The organism is Arachidicoccus ginsenosidivorans (assembly GCF_007971385.1).
Classification (GTDB): domain Bacteria; phylum Bacteroidota; class Bacteroidia; order Chitinophagales; family Chitinophagaceae; genus Arachidicoccus; species Arachidicoccus ginsenosidivorans.
In genome coordinates, this window is record NZ_CP042434.1 from 430,503 (window position 1) to 446,822 (window position 16,320).

At 42.9% G+C, this 16,320-nt stretch carries 19 protein-coding genes; 4 read left to right on the top strand and 15 right to left on the bottom strand.

The window, feature by feature from the left end; genetic code table 11:
- The first annotated feature begins 101 nt into the window (after positions 1-101).
- Entirely contained in the window at positions 102-608 is a 507-nt protein-coding gene (locus tag FSB73_RS01600; protein WP_146779850.1) for a GNAT family N-acetyltransferase, read from the top strand.
- Positions 609-709: 101 nt separating this feature from the next.
- Here the strand turns inward: FSB73_RS01600 and FSB73_RS01605 are convergent, their stop codons facing one another.
- Positions 710-1,144 (bottom strand): FKBP-type peptidyl-prolyl cis-trans isomerase, encoded by a 435-nt coding sequence (locus FSB73_RS01605; RefSeq protein ID WP_146779851.1) that lies wholly within the window; start codon positions 1,142-1,144, stop codon positions 710-712.
- 219 nt (positions 1,145-1,363) lie between these two features.
- Here FSB73_RS01605 and FSB73_RS01610 point away from each other — a divergent pair, with 219 nt between their 5' ends.
- The 3 genes from FSB73_RS01610 (at position 1,364) to FSB73_RS01620 (ending at position 5,285) form a co-directional block, all read left to right on the top strand.
- Positions 1,364-3,349, top strand: coding sequence for a M1 family metallopeptidase (locus tag FSB73_RS01610; protein WP_158639370.1), 1,986 nt, complete (start codon positions 1,364-1,366; stop codon positions 3,347-3,349).
- Between the two features lie 295 nt (positions 3,350-3,644).
- A complete protein-coding gene (locus FSB73_RS01615; protein WP_146779852.1) occupies positions 3,645-4,379 on the top strand; it encodes a C40 family peptidase in 735 nt (244 codons plus the stop codon).
- A gap of 192 nt (positions 4,380-4,571) precedes the next feature.
- Positions 4,572-5,285, top strand: coding sequence for a ferredoxin reductase domain-containing protein (locus FSB73_RS01620; protein WP_146779853.1), 714 nt, complete (start codon positions 4,572-4,574; stop codon positions 5,283-5,285).
- 267 nt (positions 5,286-5,552) lie between these two features.
- On the opposite strand, the gene lpdA is transcribed toward FSB73_RS01620, so the two are convergent.
- From lpdA to FSB73_RS01685, 14 genes are all read right to left on the bottom strand, one after another.
- The gene (gene lpdA / locus FSB73_RS01625; protein WP_146779854.1) at positions 5,553-6,962 is read right to left on the bottom strand and encodes a dihydrolipoyl dehydrogenase; all 1,410 of its coding nucleotides are present in this window, start codon (positions 6,960-6,962) and stop codon (positions 5,553-5,555) included.
- 124 nt (positions 6,963-7,086) lie between these two features.
- Positions 7,087-8,049 carry a TIGR01777 family oxidoreductase gene (locus FSB73_RS01630; RefSeq protein ID WP_146779855.1) on the bottom strand — a complete coding sequence of 321 codons (963 nt, stop codon included), beginning with the start codon at positions 8,047-8,049 and terminating at the stop codon, positions 7,087-7,089.
- Positions 8,050-8,181: 132 nt separating this feature from the next.
- Positions 8,182-8,538: a hypothetical protein gene (locus tag FSB73_RS01635; protein ID WP_146779856.1), complete on the bottom strand. Its 357-nt coding sequence runs from the start codon at positions 8,536-8,538 to the stop codon at positions 8,182-8,184.
- Positions 8,539-8,581: 43 nt separating this feature from the next.
- Positions 8,582-8,965, bottom strand: a complete 384-nt coding sequence (locus tag FSB73_RS01640) for a hypothetical protein (protein WP_146779857.1) — start codon at positions 8,963-8,965, stop codon at positions 8,582-8,584.
- On the bottom strand, positions 8,958-9,461 hold the full coding sequence (locus FSB73_RS01645) for a GbsR/MarR family transcriptional regulator (RefSeq protein ID WP_146779858.1): 504 nt from the start codon (positions 9,459-9,461) through the stop codon (positions 8,958-8,960). The genes FSB73_RS01640 and FSB73_RS01645 overlap by 8 nt, the downstream gene beginning before the upstream one ends.
- Positions 9,462-9,605: 144 nt before the next feature.
- The gene (locus FSB73_RS01650) at positions 9,606-10,808 is read right to left on the bottom strand and encodes a bifunctional 3,4-dihydroxy-2-butanone-4-phosphate synthase/GTP cyclohydrolase II (RefSeq protein WP_146779859.1); all 1,203 of its coding nucleotides are present in this window, start codon (positions 10,806-10,808) and stop codon (positions 9,606-9,608) included.
- 339 nt (positions 10,809-11,147) lie between these two features.
- On the bottom strand, positions 11,148-11,582 hold the full coding sequence (locus tag FSB73_RS01655; protein ID WP_146779860.1) for a nuclear transport factor 2 family protein: 435 nt from the start codon (positions 11,580-11,582) through the stop codon (positions 11,148-11,150).
- A gap of 67 nt (positions 11,583-11,649) precedes the next feature.
- Positions 11,650-11,805 (bottom strand): hypothetical protein, encoded by a 156-nt coding sequence (locus FSB73_RS26155; RefSeq protein ID WP_146779861.1) that lies wholly within the window; start codon positions 11,803-11,805, stop codon positions 11,650-11,652.
- A complete protein-coding gene (locus FSB73_RS01665) occupies positions 11,799-12,935 on the bottom strand; it encodes a DUF4861 family protein (RefSeq protein ID WP_146779862.1) in 1,137 nt (378 codons plus the stop codon). Before FSB73_RS01665 ends, FSB73_RS26155 begins: the two co-directional genes overlap by 7 nt.
- The gene (gene kduI, locus FSB73_RS01670) at positions 12,917-13,804 is read right to left on the bottom strand and encodes a 5-dehydro-4-deoxy-D-glucuronate isomerase (protein WP_146779863.1); all 888 of its coding nucleotides are present in this window, start codon (positions 13,802-13,804) and stop codon (positions 12,917-12,919) included. Before kduI ends, FSB73_RS01665 begins: the two co-directional genes overlap by 19 nt.
- A gap of 96 nt (positions 13,805-13,900) precedes the next feature.
- Entirely contained in the window at positions 13,901-14,671 is a 771-nt protein-coding gene (gene kduD, locus FSB73_RS01675) for a 2-dehydro-3-deoxy-D-gluconate 5-dehydrogenase KduD (RefSeq protein WP_146779864.1), read from the bottom strand.
- Between the two features lie 106 nt (positions 14,672-14,777).
- Positions 14,778-14,951: a hypothetical protein gene (locus FSB73_RS23700; RefSeq protein WP_225974368.1), complete on the bottom strand. Its 174-nt coding sequence runs from the start codon at positions 14,949-14,951 to the stop codon at positions 14,778-14,780.
- Complete coding sequence (locus tag FSB73_RS01680) at positions 14,948-16,057, bottom strand: alpha-L-fucosidase (protein ID WP_225974369.1); 1,110 nt, start codon at positions 16,055-16,057, stop codon at positions 14,948-14,950. The genes FSB73_RS23700 and FSB73_RS01680 overlap by 4 nt, the downstream gene beginning before the upstream one ends.
- Positions 16,048-16,254 carry a hypothetical protein gene (locus FSB73_RS01685; RefSeq protein ID WP_146779865.1) on the bottom strand — a complete coding sequence of 69 codons (207 nt, stop codon included), beginning with the start codon at positions 16,252-16,254 and terminating at the stop codon, positions 16,048-16,050. Before FSB73_RS01685 ends, FSB73_RS01680 begins: the two co-directional genes overlap by 10 nt.
- Between the last annotated feature and the right edge of the window lie 66 nt (positions 16,255-16,320).

Consider the following 16,320-nt stretch of genomic DNA (forward strand, 5'->3'; position numbering starts at 1 on the left):
CAGATTAAAAAGATAGATAGAAAGATAGACGGACAACTGATGCGTAGCCAGAAAGCTAAATCAGTTGTCTGTTTACTTTTACAAAAGCGCAGCAACCCCTTATGGTATTACCTAATTCAACTATTAAAATACAACCAGCAACCAGCAAAGACATAGCACATATCCAGCATATCGTGTCGATAAGCTGGCCTGCAACCTATGGTGATATTCTAAGCCCTGAGCAGCTGAATTATATGATCGATCTGATCTATAGTGATGCGGCTCTAATCAATCAGTTCAACCAAGGTCACCATTTTTATATATTGTGGGAGCAGCAGACAGCCATGGGCTTTATTGATATCCAGACGCTCAATGATACGGACTGTAAATTGCATAAGATTTACCTATTGCCGGATCATCAAGGCAAAGGTTATGGAAAAATACTACTGAACTTTGCGATTGAAAAGGCCCGGCAAATGGGTGGCAAAGCATTAAAACTAAATGTCAATCGCTATAACAAAGCCCTGGGGTTTTATCAGCGCATGGGTTTTAAGACCATCCTGGAGGTCGATATTCCTATTGGGCAGGGCTATTACATGAATGATTATGTTATGACGCTTCCACTATAAATCCACATGATGAGCATCAAAGATGATCAAAGGTGATCACAGTTATTATGTCACTATAAAGCCATTCTAAAAAAGCCATTCTCAAACTAATTTATGTTACATTAATTTATACCCAGCAGCTCCACATCAAAAATCAAGGTACTGTTCGCACCGATTACAGCAGAGACCGCACGCTCTCCATAAGCCAAATGAGGCGGTATAAAAAAACGAAATTTACTACCTACCGGCATGAGTTGCAACCCTTCGGTCCAGCCTTTAATCACCCGGTTGAGGGGAAAACTGGCAGGCTGTCCACGCTCAACAGAACTATCAAAAACAGTTCCATCGATGAGGGTGCCATGATAATGGCAACTAACCTGATCGGTATCCTGAGGCTTTTCTCCTGCGCCCATTTCAAGGACCTGGTATTGTAATCCACTCTCTAATGTCACCACCCCTTCTTTTTGGGCATTTTCCGTTAGAAAAGCCTGCCCTGCCGCCAGGTTCTCGGCAGCTTTTTTTTGATTGCGCTGAAATAACATATCTGCAATACCCATATTAGCTACTTTAATTTTTTTGATTCAATTTGCCAATTGGCAGCGGTAAAATTACTGGATTTCCATGTAAATACGGCCTTAGGTCTGCCTGAATATTGAACTTTCAAAAACCCGCTTTCCACTATTATAGGCGACTAGCCATGCCCGTTCACAAAAAAGCGCAAAACCAGCGATCATATTTTGCCAAAAATGCCTACATTCGGTACTTAATTTTTCAACATGCGCAAGTACAAATCCAAAGGAGCATCTCTTTGCTATCTATTTGCAGCGGGCTTATTGGCGGTCAATAGTGTGCAGGCTCAGCATTATGATCCACACGCTGCGTTTGCCCCGACATTATATACGCAAAACGGCAATGCCTTTAGAAGTGCCAGTGGCGACCCGGGGCCTGCTTACTGGCAGAACCGTGCAGATTATACCCTAAACGCCTCTTTTGACAGTAGCAGCCATGTATTAAAAGGAGTTGCAGTCATTGATTATACCAATAATAGCGGTGACCTGCTGCCTTATATCTGGCTGGAACTTGATCAGAATACAGAGAAGCCAGATGTACTGGCCAATATACTCAACCCCAACAATAGAACACTTACAGACAAATTAGGTTTCCAGTTTGCAAAAGTACAGGTTTTGCAATCCGGACATTGGCAAGACGCCAAATATCAAGTAGACGGAACCCGTATGCAATTGTTCTTACCCACGCCGTTAAAAGGTGCAGGCGCCAAAGTGCAGCTAAGACTGGATTATTCATTTGAATTGCAAAAATCATCGGCCGGGGACCGGGCTGGTTATATGACCACCCCACAGGGTACTATTTTTGAATTTGGCTATTGGTTTCCCAGGGTTTGTGTTTACGATGACATAAGGGGGTGGAATACGCTTCCTTTTATAGGTGGCGGTGAATTTTATTTTGAATATGGCGATATGGATTATACCATTACAGCGCCAGCTGGTATGCTCGCTGTGGGTGGCGGCGCACTAATCAATGCCAAAGACGCACTGGATAGTAAGCTATATGATCAATTGCAAAAAGCAAGACGTTCAGATAAAACAGTCGTCATTCGCAGTAAAACGGATATTCAAAAAGGGATAGCCACCAAGCAGAAGACTGGGCAAACTTCCTGGCACTTTCAGATGAAAAACACCCGTGATGTAGCTTTCGCCCTGTCCAGTGCATTTATATGGGATGGCGCTAAAATCAATCTACCCAATGGCAAAAACAGTTTTGCGCAATCCGTTTATCCCATTAGCAGTGCGCAAAATGACAGCAGCTGGGTCAGGGCCACTGAGTATTTGAAAGCATCAGTAGAAGACTTTTCCACCCGCTGGTTTGAATATCCCTATCCAGAGGCCACCAATGTGGCAGGACCTATTGGTGGTATGGAATATCCGGGGATTACCTTTGATCACCACGCAGCGAGTGGCAAATCCTTGTTTATGTTGATTTCTCATGAAATCGGTCACAGTTGGTTTCCCATGATTGTCGGATCTGACGAAAGAAGGGCACCTTTTATGGATGAAGGCTTTAATACCTTTATTGATATCTATGCCCAGCAGGATTTTAATCATGGCGAGTTCGCCCCTAAAAGAGACGGGGAATATGCGCCGGGCGGTGGCAATCCGGCAGATGAGATTGTGCCGGTTATAGCTTCTGTGCAAAACGGGCCCACACTTATGACACCTGCAGATTGGCAGGATTATAAATATGTCCATCCGATGAGCTATTTTAAAACGGCTTTCGGACTGGTGCTGTTAAGAGAGGTAATCCTGGGGCCTGATCGCTTCGATTATGCCTTCAGACATTATACCGCCAAATGGGCCTACAAACATCCGATGCCAACAGATTTTTTCCGCAGCATTGAAAATGCAGCCGGAGAAGACCTGGGGTGGTTCTGGCGCGGGTGGTTTTATAATAACTGGCAATTAGATCAGGCCGTAACCGGCGTTTCCTATGTGGATGATGACCCTACCAAGGGTGCATTGATCACGCTAAAAAATAAGCAGCAATTGCCCATGCCGGTAACGGTTGAAATCCACCAGGACGCAGCAGGGCCCATTACAATGAGCCTTCCTGTTGAGATCTGGCAAAGAGGAGACAGCTGGACTTTTAAGGTTAAAACCACTTCCAAATTAAAAAGTGTACAGCTCGATCCTAAAGCATTACTCCCTGATGTGGACCGTAGCAATAACCTTTGGCAGGCTAAATAATACCGTTTTGGATAGAATTTAACCAATTAAACGCTGTATATTTGAAAGTCGGCAGATTATTTGCTGCGGGCATCAGCATATTGATTTGGATTATAACAACAAGGCTGTAAAGCAAGTATAAAACATGTATAAAAAGAAAGCAAGCGACGGTAGCAGCCGTTTGGTCCGTTAAATTACCGCAATTTTATACATGTTCAGCATATAATCTTTTGAACAAAATCAAAAATAAGTACAAATTGGGTGTTGTAGTATGACAGGATCCTTTTAATCATTATAATCAACCGTTTTCCTTAGGATGAAAACCAGACCTTCAAGCCGATTTTCTTTACCTGTACCTTTATCTTTATATCTGTTACTGGCCCTTGGCAGCGTGACAATGTTCTCCTGTAGCACCATGCGCCAGAGTAGTTCAACGGCCAGCACCTCCAAAGGGACGAGCAGTGGTCCTCGCTTTTTAGATGATATCCGTGTAAATCCGGGCGATCGGGTCTCGTCAAAAAATAAAAGCTATGGCTATACGGAAAAGGCGCCCGAAAAGGAGGAAAAAGCAACGGTAAATAGCAATGCGGATTTAAGCCTTAATGAAACAACCCTGGTACGAAAATATGCGACCATTCTTGGCGTAGATGACAATAAGCTCCATAATATTGATTTACTGGAAGAAATTGATGATTGGTATGGTACCCCCTACCGATATGGCGGTAGTTCCAAAAACGGTATTGACTGCTCAGCCTTTTCCAGAACCCTAGCCAATGATGTTTTTAATGTATCGCTGCCCAGAACGGCGGAGCAACAATATAGTTATTGCGATCATATTAAAAAAAGCCAGTTAAAACAAGGGGATCTGGTCTTTTTTCATACAACCGGTGGCAGTAGGATTACCCATGTGGGTGTCTATCTGCAAAATGGGAAATTTGTCCATGCCTCCACCAGCTCAGGCGTGATGATCAGTGATCTGGATGATTATTATTGGAGAAGAGCCTATAGAGCTGCTGGACGCGTACCTAAGGGAGATATGACCAAAAACTAATTCCAGTAATTACATATAGTTAGGTGTGCGACAATTGAGGCCGCCTCACAACGGATTATCCGGTTGATCATGCCACCGTCTATTGATTGCGCAACAAGCAAATAAAAAGGAACCTGCAAGGCTATCGGGCTTTTTTTGTAACTTTAGGAGTATCAGATAAACTTTTTAAAAAATTACAAAAAACATATAGCCATGGCAGAAGACGAACAAATACAAACGGCTGAACAAAATCAACCCTCAGAGGAGCACGAGGTCAAAATATTAGGTATAGAACCTGTTACCCACAATGTCCTTAGAATTGCTGTTCAAAGACCTCAAAACTATCATTTTATTCCAGGACAAGCCACGGAGGTCGCTATCAACAAAGAAGGTTTTAAAGCGGAGCGTCGTCCCTTTACTTTTACCGGTCTTCAAGATTGGGATCACTTGGAATTTACCATTAAGACCTATACAGATCACCCTGGAGTCACCAATGAGCTGCGCAGTTTAAAAGAAGGCGACTCACTGCTGCTCCATGACGTATGGGGAGCTATCCAGTATAGTGGTGAAGGTACTTTTATTGCCGGAGGAGCGGGCATCACCCCTTTTATCGCTATTTTTCGAGATTTGCATCAGAAAGGACAGGTGGGCAATAACCGGTTATTCTTTTCTAATAAAACCGAAGCAGATATTATCCTGGAAGAGGAATTGGAAGAGATCCTGGGTGATAAGTTCGTCAATGTGATGACAGAGCAGACCAATAGTCAGTACATAAATGACCGGATCGACAAAGCATTTTTGCAAAAAAATATTTCAGATATGAACCAGCATTTTTATATCTGTGGACCAGATCCAATGGTGGCAGCCATTGGGCAGGACCTGAAAGATCTGGGAGCCGGCGAAGGGTTAATTACAGTAGAGCTTTAATCAATAGGCTACATACGAGCCATGCCTTATTAGATGAATCCAAAGGGCACAACAGGGCAATTATTGCAGGAGTCTTTATCATACATAAGGCAAAACAACAGTTACAAAAGTAAAGCAATAGTAAGGTAAAGTAAAGTAAAGCCCAGGCAAAAAACCTATGCTAGGTTTTGCCTGGGCTTTACTATTATTAAGTACAACGGCTGATATAAAATAATAAACACACCAGCCGGTATTATTTTCAACAAAGATGCACCGAGTCCGTAATGATTAGAGATCGGTCTGCTCGCCATAAGCCACTGCCGTCGCTTCTTTAAAGCCTTCACTCATGGTCGGATGCGGGTGGATGGCATTTAAGATTTCATGGGCAGTTGTTTCCAACTTACGGGCAACAACGGCTTCAGCGATCATATCAGTGACATTCATGCCAATCATATGTGCACCCAGCAGTTCGCCGTATTTTGCATCATAGATTACTTTAATAAATCCTTCCGTTGCACCGGCTGCGGTCGCTTTACCAGAGGCAATAAATGGAAATTTACCCACTTTGAGTTCATATCCGGCCTCTTTTGCCTGTGCTTCAGTCATCCCTACGGAAGAGATTTCCGGCTGACAATAGGTACATCCCGGTACATTGCCATAATCGATTCCTTCAGGCTGGTGTTCCAGTTTCTTATTGATATAAGCAATATGCTCTGCAGCATTGATACCTTCCTTACCGGCTTTATGTGCCAGCGCCTGATGTGGAGTACAGTCTCCGATAGCATAAACACCTGGCACATTTGTCTGCTGGTATTTATCAACGATAATCTTACCTTTTTCTACTTTTACGCCCAGGGTTTCAAGACCGATGTTTTCTACATTGGCCACTACACCTGCTGCACTCAGTACAATATCTGCTTCAATGGTAAAGGTTGATCCGTCTTTTTTCTTCACCGTAGAAACAGTACCTGCACCGGAAGTATCCACCGATTCAACGCTGGCGCTGGTAAAAATTTCAATGCCTTGTTTTTTAAACTGCTTTTCCAGTTCTTTAGAGATGTCTGCATCTTCTACCGGCACGACGCGGTCGGCAAATTCAACAATCGTCACCTTGGTCCCGATGCTGTTATAAAAATAGGCGAACTCAGTCCCAATGGCACCACTACCGACGATTACCATTGATTTTGGTTGTTGTTCTAGTACCAGGGCTTCTCTGTAACCGATAATTTTTTTGCCATCCTGCGGGATATTGGGAAGCACTCTGCTTCTTCCACCAGTAGCAATGATGATATTTGTTGCATCCAGTGTCTGTTTGCTTCCATCAGCAGCCACTACTTCAATCTGAGATTTAGATTTCAGGGTAGCAGTCCCCATGATGACCTCAATCTTATATTTTTTCATCAAAAACTGGACGCCTTTGGACATTTTATCCGCAACGCCGCGGCTACGCTTAATTACGGCATTAAAATCAGCTTCGATATTCTCCGCTTTAAGGCCATAAGCATCCGCATGTTTTAAGTAATTATTGACTTGGGCACTCTTTAAAAGTGCTTTGGTAGGGATACATCCCCAATTCAGGCAGATGCCACCCAGCAGTTCTTTTTCAATGATTGCTACTTTCAATCCCAGCTGAGAAGCACGGATAGCCGCCGGATAACCGCCAGGCCCACTTCCGATCACTATTAAGTCGTATGCCATAGAATTTGATTATGTTTATTTTCTTAAAATATAACCGCGAAAATAAGGCATTTTACCCATTCTAATGGCTAAAAACCAGCCAATTTCTCCTTTCATATATCGTAGCGAACCAACACTTACCTTTCTATTGTCTACTCAGTATCTGGTGCAACGCCTCCTTTAAATTAGGATACTGGAATATAAATCCCTTTTCTAACAGGTTTTCAGGATAAACCCAGCGGCTTTTAAGCAGCAGTTCACTGGAAGTACCGATTATACCTGCCCCCAATTTAAGTAAAAGCGCGCTTTGGGGCAGGGCCAGCGGTATTCCCAAGGGCATTTTTACTTCGCTGCGTAATGCACGCATAAATTCCCGGTTCGTTACGGCTTCAGGAGCGGCCAAATTAAAAATGCCAGTCAGCTCTTGGTCTTCAATATAGCGAATTGCGCTAGCTACATCGGCGATATGCACCCAGCTAAACATTTGATTGCCACTACCTTGTACCCCACCCAAGCCAAACCTGACAAGCCTTTTATAAGCAGGCAGTGCCCCACCGTTTTGTCCCAGGACAATGGAAATTCTAAGCGCCGCCTGTCTTGTTTCTGGCAAATGAAACCCAAAAAACGCTTTTTCCCAGGCTTTGGCCACTTCCACAGAGAAGCCTGCACCGATCTGGCCGTTTTTTTCGGTCATTTGGTGATCCTCTGCATGCCGGTAGATGGTCGCCGTACTGCTGTTAATCCACAGTGCGGGAGGATGTTGGCAACGGGCAATCGCTTCCCCTAATTTAGCAGTCGTTTTTAATCTGGAAGAAAAGATCAGCTGCTTATTATGTTTAGTATACCTGCAGTTAACTGATTTGCCCGCCAGATTTACGACAAGCGCGGCATTTTCCAGCGCAAAAGCGATGCCTGATGTATCGTTCCAGGAGATTTGCGGCTCCTGACTCGCCGGATCAGGGCGGCGAGTGATAATAATTACCTGATAGCCTAACTGCTGATAATACTTTTGTATATACTGCCCGATAAAACCCGTGCCGCCTGCCAGCACAATTTTCTTTTGCGGGGTATCTGGAGCCTGTTCTCCCTGATTATTTTTAGTTGTCATTGTTTGATATTTAGTCGCCAATCAATTTAAGAACCCAGCGTTAAATAGCTGTCCCCATACAAGTAGCTTACAAGTAGTCGATTTCCGGCACACGCCTGTTAGCGTGCGTTATTTTATCATGCGGGTTGGCACCTAAGCTTTGCGGGCTGCTTTTCTGCCCCGGAAAAACAGGAACATATTAAATAGTAGCATGATGCCCAGATAAATACTAAAACCGCCAATTTTGGTACTTAACACCTCAAATATAGTCTTTGTTGTGAGTTCGTCCTGGTTGATCCTAAGTATATAGAGTGCAAAGCCCATGTTGATCAAATAAAAACCAATTTTAAAAAGTTGATTGGTCGCGACAGCGATCTGCTTTCTGTCATGGAAAATATCCATCATGTAGACAATGGCGTTGCCAAACAATTTACCCGTAACAAAGATGGTTAACCATAAAGCAATGGGTAAATAGATCAGATATGCCCATAGAACACTTACTTGTTGCATAACAATTATTATTTAAGATTGAAAAATAAGGAAGAAAAAAAGTTTATACCTGATGGTATCTTTTCCATAAAAAGAAAACCACCAGATTGCTATAATGTAATATTGCCAGAAGTAAAACCAACTGACCAATTTGCGTCCCAAGGGCAGCCATGACTTCTGCCCAGTTATGAACAGCAGGCAGCCTGCTGAGTACAACAAAACTATAGCCGATATTTACCAGATAATACCCTGTGAGAAGTAGATTACTTATCAGATCTGCCGTCGTATAATCTTTTAAAAACACTTCCCTTATAAAAGGCCTGCCTGCATCATGCAGGGCCCAGCCAGCCCATCCGATCACTACGACCATCACCAGTAAATAAAAGGTGTATGTTGCCATAAGATAACTCGTCATGCCAGTATTGTAATTTGTTGTGTGATCAGCCAAATAATTTAAACAGCTTCAATAGCATATCTGATTTGGACGAGCAAAGCTTATCTGCGACCCTACTGACCTTTGCACTAAAACTGTGAATCTCTCCTACCTGCGTTTCAAAAACTGTTTCTATAGACGCCTTACCTGCAGCGCTAAATTCTTTAAGTTCTGTCAAAACTTCCAAAACAGGATTGAGTTCCCTTTGTTTTCTTACCGCCATAATCTTTGGCGCCCATTTCCAGATATCTTTTTCATGAACAAAATATTCTTTGCGCTGTCCGGGTACATTTTTTTTAGAAACCACCCCAAAATCCATCAGCTGCCTAAGACTCATATTTGTGTTACCTCTGGAGATCTGAAGTGCTTCCATCAACTCGTCCGTGGATACAGGATCAGGTGCCAATAGTAAAAAGGCCTGCACCTGAGCCACGGATTTATTGATACCCCATGAACTACCCAGATTACCCCAGGTTTCTATAAATTTCTCTCTTGCTACGTTTATTTCCATAACGCAAATATACTATATTTTCTGAACTTTCAATATTTTCTGAAAGTTTATTTTAATAATTTTTATTTTTTATCCTTAAAAAAACAAATTGGCACCTGACTTATTGAAAATCAGGTGCCAATAACTATTAATCGACGAAGAGAATTATTTTAAAATATTATGCCCCATTTTGTCCCTTTTGGTCTGCAGGTATTTTTCATTGTGTTTGTTGGGTGAGGCTTCAATAGGCACCACTTCAACAATTTCAATACCATAACCCAGCAGGCCGGCTCTTTTAGTGGGATTATTACTCATTAGTTTAAGCTTTGTGGCGCCCAAATGCCGCAAAATCTGCGCCCCTACCCCATAATCACGTTGGTCGGCCTTAAAACCCAGTTTCAGGTTGGCTTCTACGGTATCAAGTCCTTCCTCCTGCAGTTTATAAGCGCGCAGCTTATTGATCAGGCCAATACCCCGGCCTTCCTGATTCATATACAAGACCATACCGGTTCCTTCCTTTTCCACCATACGCATGGCGGCATGGAGCTGATCTCCGCAATCACAGCGAAGGCTGCCTAGAATATCTCCTGTAACACAACTGGAGTGAACCCTGGTAAGCACCGCATCCCCTGGATTCCAACTACCTTTAATTAAGGCCAGATGCTCTGCTGCATTATGCTTTTCTTTAAATGCCACTAATTGAAAATCACCGTACTTTGTCGGCATATGCACCCGAACCACTTCTTCAATCAGTGAATCAGATTGTTGTAGCCTATATTCGATCAAATCTTTAATCGTAATGATTTTAAGGTCATATTGTCTGGCAATGTCTTCTAACTGAGGTAATCTGGCCATAGTCCCATCTTCGTTCATAATTTCCACCAGAACACCTGCAGCCTTAAATCCGGCCAGTCTGGCCAGATCCACGGCAGCCTCCGTATGACCGGTGCGTCTTAAAACGCCGCCGTCTTTGGCCCTTAAAGGGAATATATGCCCAGGGCGTCCAAAGTCCTCTGGCCGGGCATTTTCATCTACCATCATCTGGATGGTTTTGGCCCGGTCATGGGCGCTGATCCCTGTTGTACAACCATGTCCCAGTAAATCAATACTTACCGTAAACGGGGTTTCATGTAACGCTGTATTTTTAGGGACCATCAGCGTTAGTTCCAATTTATCGGCTAGCCCCTCAGTAATGGGAGCGCAGATCAAACCGCGTCCGACCTTACTCATAAAATTAATGATCTCGGGTGTTATATTGGCAGCAGCAGTGATAAAGTCGCCTTCATTTTCACGGTCTTCATCATCTACTACAATCACTAATTTACCCGCTTTTATATCGTCCAGTGCTGCTTCAATCGTACTTAGCATAAATAATTATTGCCTTAAATAAAATTAACCGGTACAAACGGACCTCCATTTTTTAACTAAATGCATCCGTTTAGCGGTTGTGAAATGCAAAATTACAACTAAATCCGCAAAGCAAGGAGGCGTTCCAGGTTAAACTCTATTAGAAGAAAGTGACTGTACCTAAGTAATATGAAGGGCCAACGCCTATCAAGCGCACTGACAATCCATTAATTACAAAAATCCCGCTATCGTTTTCATGGTAAAAACAATAGCGGGCGCAAATTCAGGACTTGAGCTGGTAGTCATAGCAAAAGCAATGAAAGGGGGGCAATCCCCTAATCAGCTATTGGTCATTTATGCTTAATTGGCGGGCTTGACGGCCTGCCTTGCCAGCAGTTTCCAGGAACCATGGCTTTTGACCCAAACCAGCAAAATTTCCAGGCGAACTGTACCGGGGACTTTATTGTCAAAAGTTTTTGCCGAAAGAATATGACGCACAGTAGCGGTATTGCCAACCACATTAATGGACTCATCTGACAGATCAATTGAGATAAAATCAGACCTGCCTGAGGTGATGCCTTCCACAAACTGTTGTTGGTTCTGGATTACTCCAGAGGAATGCCCATAGCTTAAAGTCGGAAAGGTCATTTTGTACAAGGTGGTGCTATCTGCATCCACCATGGCTTGATTTAACTTTGTAATTGCCTGTTTTACAGATTCAGTGGCCCTTCGCTGGCCAAAAGCGGTTACTGCTATCATACATAATAAAAATGTACTGAGAAATAAATGTTTCATGATTTAGATTTATATATTAACTAGTCAATCAATCAGTTAAGTTATCATATATATTATTTATAAATATTTATTCTACACTTACCGGATGACTGAGTAAAGTAATTGCCTCTTGCAACTTATTTTTAAAGCCTGCCGCTGAGTTAAAGGCTGGATCAGTGAGCGACCAACCGGCGTAAAATCTAAAGGTGACCGGATGGGACCCACTGATGGAGGACTCTAACATATAACTACTGGTAATATCCGTTGTAACCGGGGCTTTTCTTTAATATACCAAATATGGGCAGCTCCGGGATCCAGACTAATAACGGCCATCCCCAGATTATCATGATTTTCAGATTGGGCTCCAAAGCTATAAACGGCTTTCGCCTGATCTGTTAGGATAGAATCCATCTGATTGGTATAAAAATCTGCTATACCCATATCTACTTTTAAATCTTTGGGCACATCTGCTCCTTTTACAGCCACCTCACTGGTATAGTAATAATCCCCTGCGCCTATACTGATCTTTTCTGTAACGATAACCGGTTTACCGGCTAGCTGCCAGGGATAGGTCATTAAAAAGGTGGCTTTTAAAGGACCGTCTGAAAGTAGTTGATAGGTTTCCCCTTTGATATCGTTTCCTCCGAGCCTGACCAGTGTATCCTTCCCGTCAGCTTTCTGATAATGAAAAGCGAGCGCTCCCGCACCTAGAGAAGTCCCTACTCTAAGAATATCCATTCCCCAGTCCGCCAGATTATGATAACTGTTTTTAGGGTTGGCGCCTACTGAATCCATGACCATATCAGCGGTTCGCTTGCCATAGATATCCTTATTGTTCCTGGTGTCAAAATATAACCGAAAGGCCACTTTATCATTTTCCCAGCCAGGCCCTTCTGTTAGATAAGGAGGCAATGCATGCTTGGAAAAATCCGTAGGCGGGTTCTGATCTGGCATCTGCACCTGCGTTTGGTTTTCACCAAAAGTCTGATCTTCATTTTTTAATTTCAGCCTGGCATGTGCCATACTAGCCCCCGTAACTTCTGGCTTTTTAGTTGTTTTTTCCAATTGCACCTCAACTGTTGCAGAGGCCTTGATGGGGCAAAGTAAAATAACCTCATCCCACACACTGTCACTATCCAGATCTTCATATTGGGCAGTAAGTATTTTTTGTCCACTATGAAAGCGAAGATAATTTCCTTTTAATGATCCAGCCTTGGCCTCCAGTTGTTCTCTGGTCAAACGAACGGTCGCCTCCGGTCTGTCAATGGCTGTCGTATTTTTCAGGGTCAGTGTACCAGCACTCTGCCCATCAGAATGACTGCCACAACTAAAAAGCCCCAGTAAAACAATGCCGGTCAAAAGTGTTTTATGCATATATATCTTTGCTTTAAATGAATCAATCGAATGCCTTTATTATTTAAATCGGCAATATCCACCAAATCCATATCAGAATAGGTGTAATTTTCACCAGCCATTCCCCATACAAATCCATAATTGGACGTGCCACAACCTGCATGAATGGACCAGGGAGCGGACAAAATAGCTTCATTATTGTTCACGACCAGATGACGACTTTCTGAAGGTTCTCCCATCAGATGAATCACGCGCTGATCCTTTGGTACATCAAAATAAAAATAGGCCTCCATTCTGCGCGTATGGGTATGGGCGGGCATGGTATTCCAGACGCTGCCTGTATCCAAAATCGTCAGTCCCATAACCAGCTGACAACTCTTAATGCCATCTGCGTGGATATACCTGTAAATGGTTCTTTTATTGGAGGTCTCCAGGCTACCGGTCTCTGTGGGAAAAGCATCCTTTTTGGCAAATTGTGTGGTGGGATGCTCGCTGTGCGCCGGTGCACTTAACATATAGAAAATTGCGGGATTGGCTTTATCTTTGGAAGCAAAACTGACATGCTCCGTATGAAGTCCGACATATAAGCAATCCAGTTTTTCCAGCTCATAGCTTTTATCTGCTGCCTGAATAATGCCTGGTCCACCTAGATTTACCACACCAAGTTCCCTGCGCTGTAAAAAATAATCGGCCTTCAGTTCAGGTTCATTTGGTAACTCAACGACAGCATCTACCGGAGAAACGCCGCCGACAATCACCCGGTCATAATGGCTATAGACCAGCTTAAGTTTATCTTTTTGAATCAGCTGTTCGATTAAAAAATTATCTCTGAGTTGCTTTGTGTCCATTTGTTTTGTTTCATTTGGACTATTTTGAAATCTTACTTCCATTGTTTTTTGTATTTAATAATTGTTTAATAAAGCATTTTTTGTTTAATTATTATGAGTAGCGTTTTTTGTCATTCAAATAATTGGCCATCAGCCTAACTATCTGGCCATCCAGCCGCCGTCTACATTGAGTATGGTACCGCTTACATAATCAGCCGCTTTACTGGCCAAAAAGACGACCGCACCTTTCAGGTCCTCTGGTGCACCCCAACGGCCTGCCGGAATTCTTTCCAATATGGCTTTAGACCTGATCGGATCCGCCATCAGATTCTTGGTATTATCTGTGGCTATATAACCTGGAGCAATCCCGTTTACCTGAACGCCTTTAGCGGACCATTCATTGGCCAGGGCTTTTACCAGCCCTGCAATACCTGATTTACTGGCCGTATAACCTGGTACATTGATGCCGCCTTGGTAGGAGAGCATTGAACAGGTAAAGATAATTTTACCTTGTCCTTTGTCAATCATGGCCTTCCCAAATTCCCGTGCCAGAATAAAGGGTGCATTCAGGTTAATAGAGATGACTTTATCCCAATAATCATCCGGATGGGTAGCCGCTGGTTCCCGCATAATGGTTCCCGCATTATTTACCAGAATATCAATATCAGGTTGCTGTGCTTTTACTTCTTTTATAAAAGCATATACACTTTCTCTGTCTGAAAAATCTGCATTATACCTGGAAAATTTTCTCCCCAGTGACTCAACCACCTTTTGGGTTTCTGACGCTTTTGGAAAACTGGAACTGACGCCGATAATATCGGCACCGGCCTCTGCCAGGCCAATAGCCATGGCCTGGCCAATTCCCCGGTTAGATCCTGTTACGATGGCCGTTTTTCCTTCCAGGTTAAATGCGTTGCTATTAATTGACATTTTTACGTTTAATTTTTATGATGTTAATGATTGGATGTTGCACATTTTTATACATGCTTGTTTTCTGTATCCACTGCCTTGCCGTCATCAGTGGCTTCCAACACAATTACAAATGGTTGTGTATGTTCTTTTGTTCTAAATGGATCAGTACGCCGTTACCATCCAAAGGCTCAATCTTCAGATTTTTATGATCCTGCAAAAGGTAAGCATTTTTAATATGTCCCTTTTTGCCAGGCACGACTTTTAACGCACCGTTAATGGGAACATTAAAGACGATCATATAGATCTTTGCGTCCTTTCTGTTTTGGTATAATATCCCCAGTCTTGTTTTTCCCAACCTGCATAACCGGCGCCGTATATAGCCTCGTGATTGACCTGCATCCAGTCCCCTATCTGCCTGGCTGTCTGGATTTCTTTATTTCTGAATGTTCCATCGCCTTTTGGTCCAAAATTGATCACAAAATTACCATCCAGTGATACGCATTTGGCCAGCATTTCAATTAACTCATAGGGCGTTTTCCAATGTCCCATCCAGGTTTTGGCATATCCCCAGCCGTTTTCAGGAATAGTCATGACACAATCCCAGTCATTACCCCTGGTAGCGCTGTAATCTTTAGGGATCTTTCTTTCCCAACCCTGTTCATAGTCCCCCATTAAATGACCATTGGCATCAAAATGACGATTCCCATAATCATCAGCCCTGAGGCGGCTGCCAATGATAAGCCCCGGATGTAATTTTTTCAGATACTGATCCAGACTATCTGAGAAGGCACCGCTTTTTTTCCAGCTGGTATCCCAGGTACCATCAAACCAAAGGCCTTTGGTTTCAGGATACAGCGTGAGTAATTCTGTCAGCTGATTTTTGGTAAAGGTCTTAAACCGGTTAAAGGCCACTGAATCTGCCGCAGTTTTAAGATCATAACGCCAGTCCTTCTGATGCCAGTCCATCACTGAAAAATAAAGATAAACATCGATTCCTGCCTTATCAAAGGCGCGAACCATAGGACCGATCATATCTTTTTTATAAGGGGTTTTCGTAATATTAAAATCGGAAAATTTACTTGGCCATAAACAAAAACCGTCATGATGTTTAGTGGTAATGGTTACATATTTAACGCCCATTTGCTTGGCCATTTTTGCCCAGGCCTCTGGATCAAAATCCTTGGGATTAAACTTTTTATATAAGTTATCATAGACTTCATGGGGAAGTTTATTCCAGGAACGAATCCATTCGGAGGCGCCATTATAATGCATCCCGTTATAATCTCCACCTAAAATAGAATACAGTCCAAAATGAATAAATTCACCGAGTCCATAATCCCGCCAACGGTTCATATCCGGATCGGTTCTTTTGCCGATCCTATGGGCGCCATATTTTAACGGCACTTCTTTTTTATCTTTTTAACCTCATGCTTATCGCCTCCCTGTCCCCACTGCGCCTTTAAGTTAGTAGGTGTGATAAGGGTCAAAACCAAGGCCAAACTAACTGCGATAGCTGCTGCCACAGCAAACCGCACACCGGCCTTTAGGCCTGAAAGTGCCAGACCTGCATTTATTTTATTAATCATTTTTTTGCTGAACATATTTTTCTGATTTTAATTGCTACAATTTCCTAATGAATCTGTGTTCATCCAGAAAATTTAAAAGTT

Coding starts and splice junctions, on each gene's coding strand:
- FSB73_RS01600 (WP_146779850.1), top strand. CDS start 102: ATGGTATTACCTAATTCAACTATTAAAATACAACCAGCAACCAGCAAA.
- FSB73_RS01605 (WP_146779851.1), bottom strand. CDS start 1,144: ATGGGTATTGCAGATATGTTATTTCAGCGCAATCAAAAAAAAGCTGCC.
- FSB73_RS01610 (WP_158639370.1), top strand. CDS start 1,364: ATGCGCAAGTACAAATCCAAAGGAGCATCTCTTTGCTATCTATTTGCA.
- FSB73_RS01615 (WP_146779852.1), top strand. CDS start 3,645: ATGAAAACCAGACCTTCAAGCCGATTTTCTTTACCTGTACCTTTATCT.
- FSB73_RS01620 (WP_146779853.1), top strand. CDS start 4,572: ATGGCAGAAGACGAACAAATACAAACGGCTGAACAAAATCAACCCTCA.
- lpdA (WP_146779854.1), bottom strand. CDS start 6,962: ATGGCATACGACTTAATAGTGATCGGAAGTGGGCCTGGCGGTTATCCG.
- FSB73_RS01630 (WP_146779855.1), bottom strand. CDS start 8,049: ATGACAACTAAAAATAATCAGGGAGAACAGGCTCCAGATACCCCGCAA.
- FSB73_RS01635 (WP_146779856.1), bottom strand. CDS start 8,538: ATGCAACAAGTAAGTGTTCTATGGGCATATCTGATCTATTTACCCATT.
- FSB73_RS01645 (WP_146779858.1), bottom strand. CDS start 9,461: ATGGAAATAAACGTAGCAAGAGAGAAATTTATAGAAACCTGGGGTAAT.
- FSB73_RS01650 (WP_146779859.1), bottom strand. CDS start 10,808: ATGCTAAGTACGATTGAAGCAGCACTGGACGATATAAAAGCGGGTAAA.
- FSB73_RS01655 (WP_146779860.1), bottom strand. CDS start 11,582: ATGAAACATTTATTTCTCAGTACATTTTTATTATGTATGATAGCAGTA.
- FSB73_RS26155 (WP_146779861.1), bottom strand. CDS start 11,805: ATGTTAGAGTCCTCCATCAGTGGGTCCCATCCGGTCACCTTTAGATTT.
- FSB73_RS01665 (WP_146779862.1), bottom strand. CDS start 12,935: ATGCATAAAACACTTTTGACCGGCATTGTTTTACTGGGGCTTTTTAGT.
- kduI (WP_146779863.1), bottom strand. CDS start 13,804: ATGGAAGTAAGATTTCAAAATAGTCCAAATGAAACAAAACAAATGGAC.
- kduD (WP_146779864.1), bottom strand. CDS start 14,671: ATGTCAATTAATAGCAACGCATTTAACCTGGAAGGAAAAACGGCCATC.
- FSB73_RS23700 (WP_225974368.1), bottom strand. CDS start 14,951: ATGATCGTCTTTAATGTTCCCATTAACGGTGCGTTAAAAGTCGTGCCT.
- FSB73_RS01685 (WP_146779865.1), bottom strand. CDS start 16,254: ATGTTCAGCAAAAAAATGATTAATAAAATAAATGCAGGTCTGGCACTT.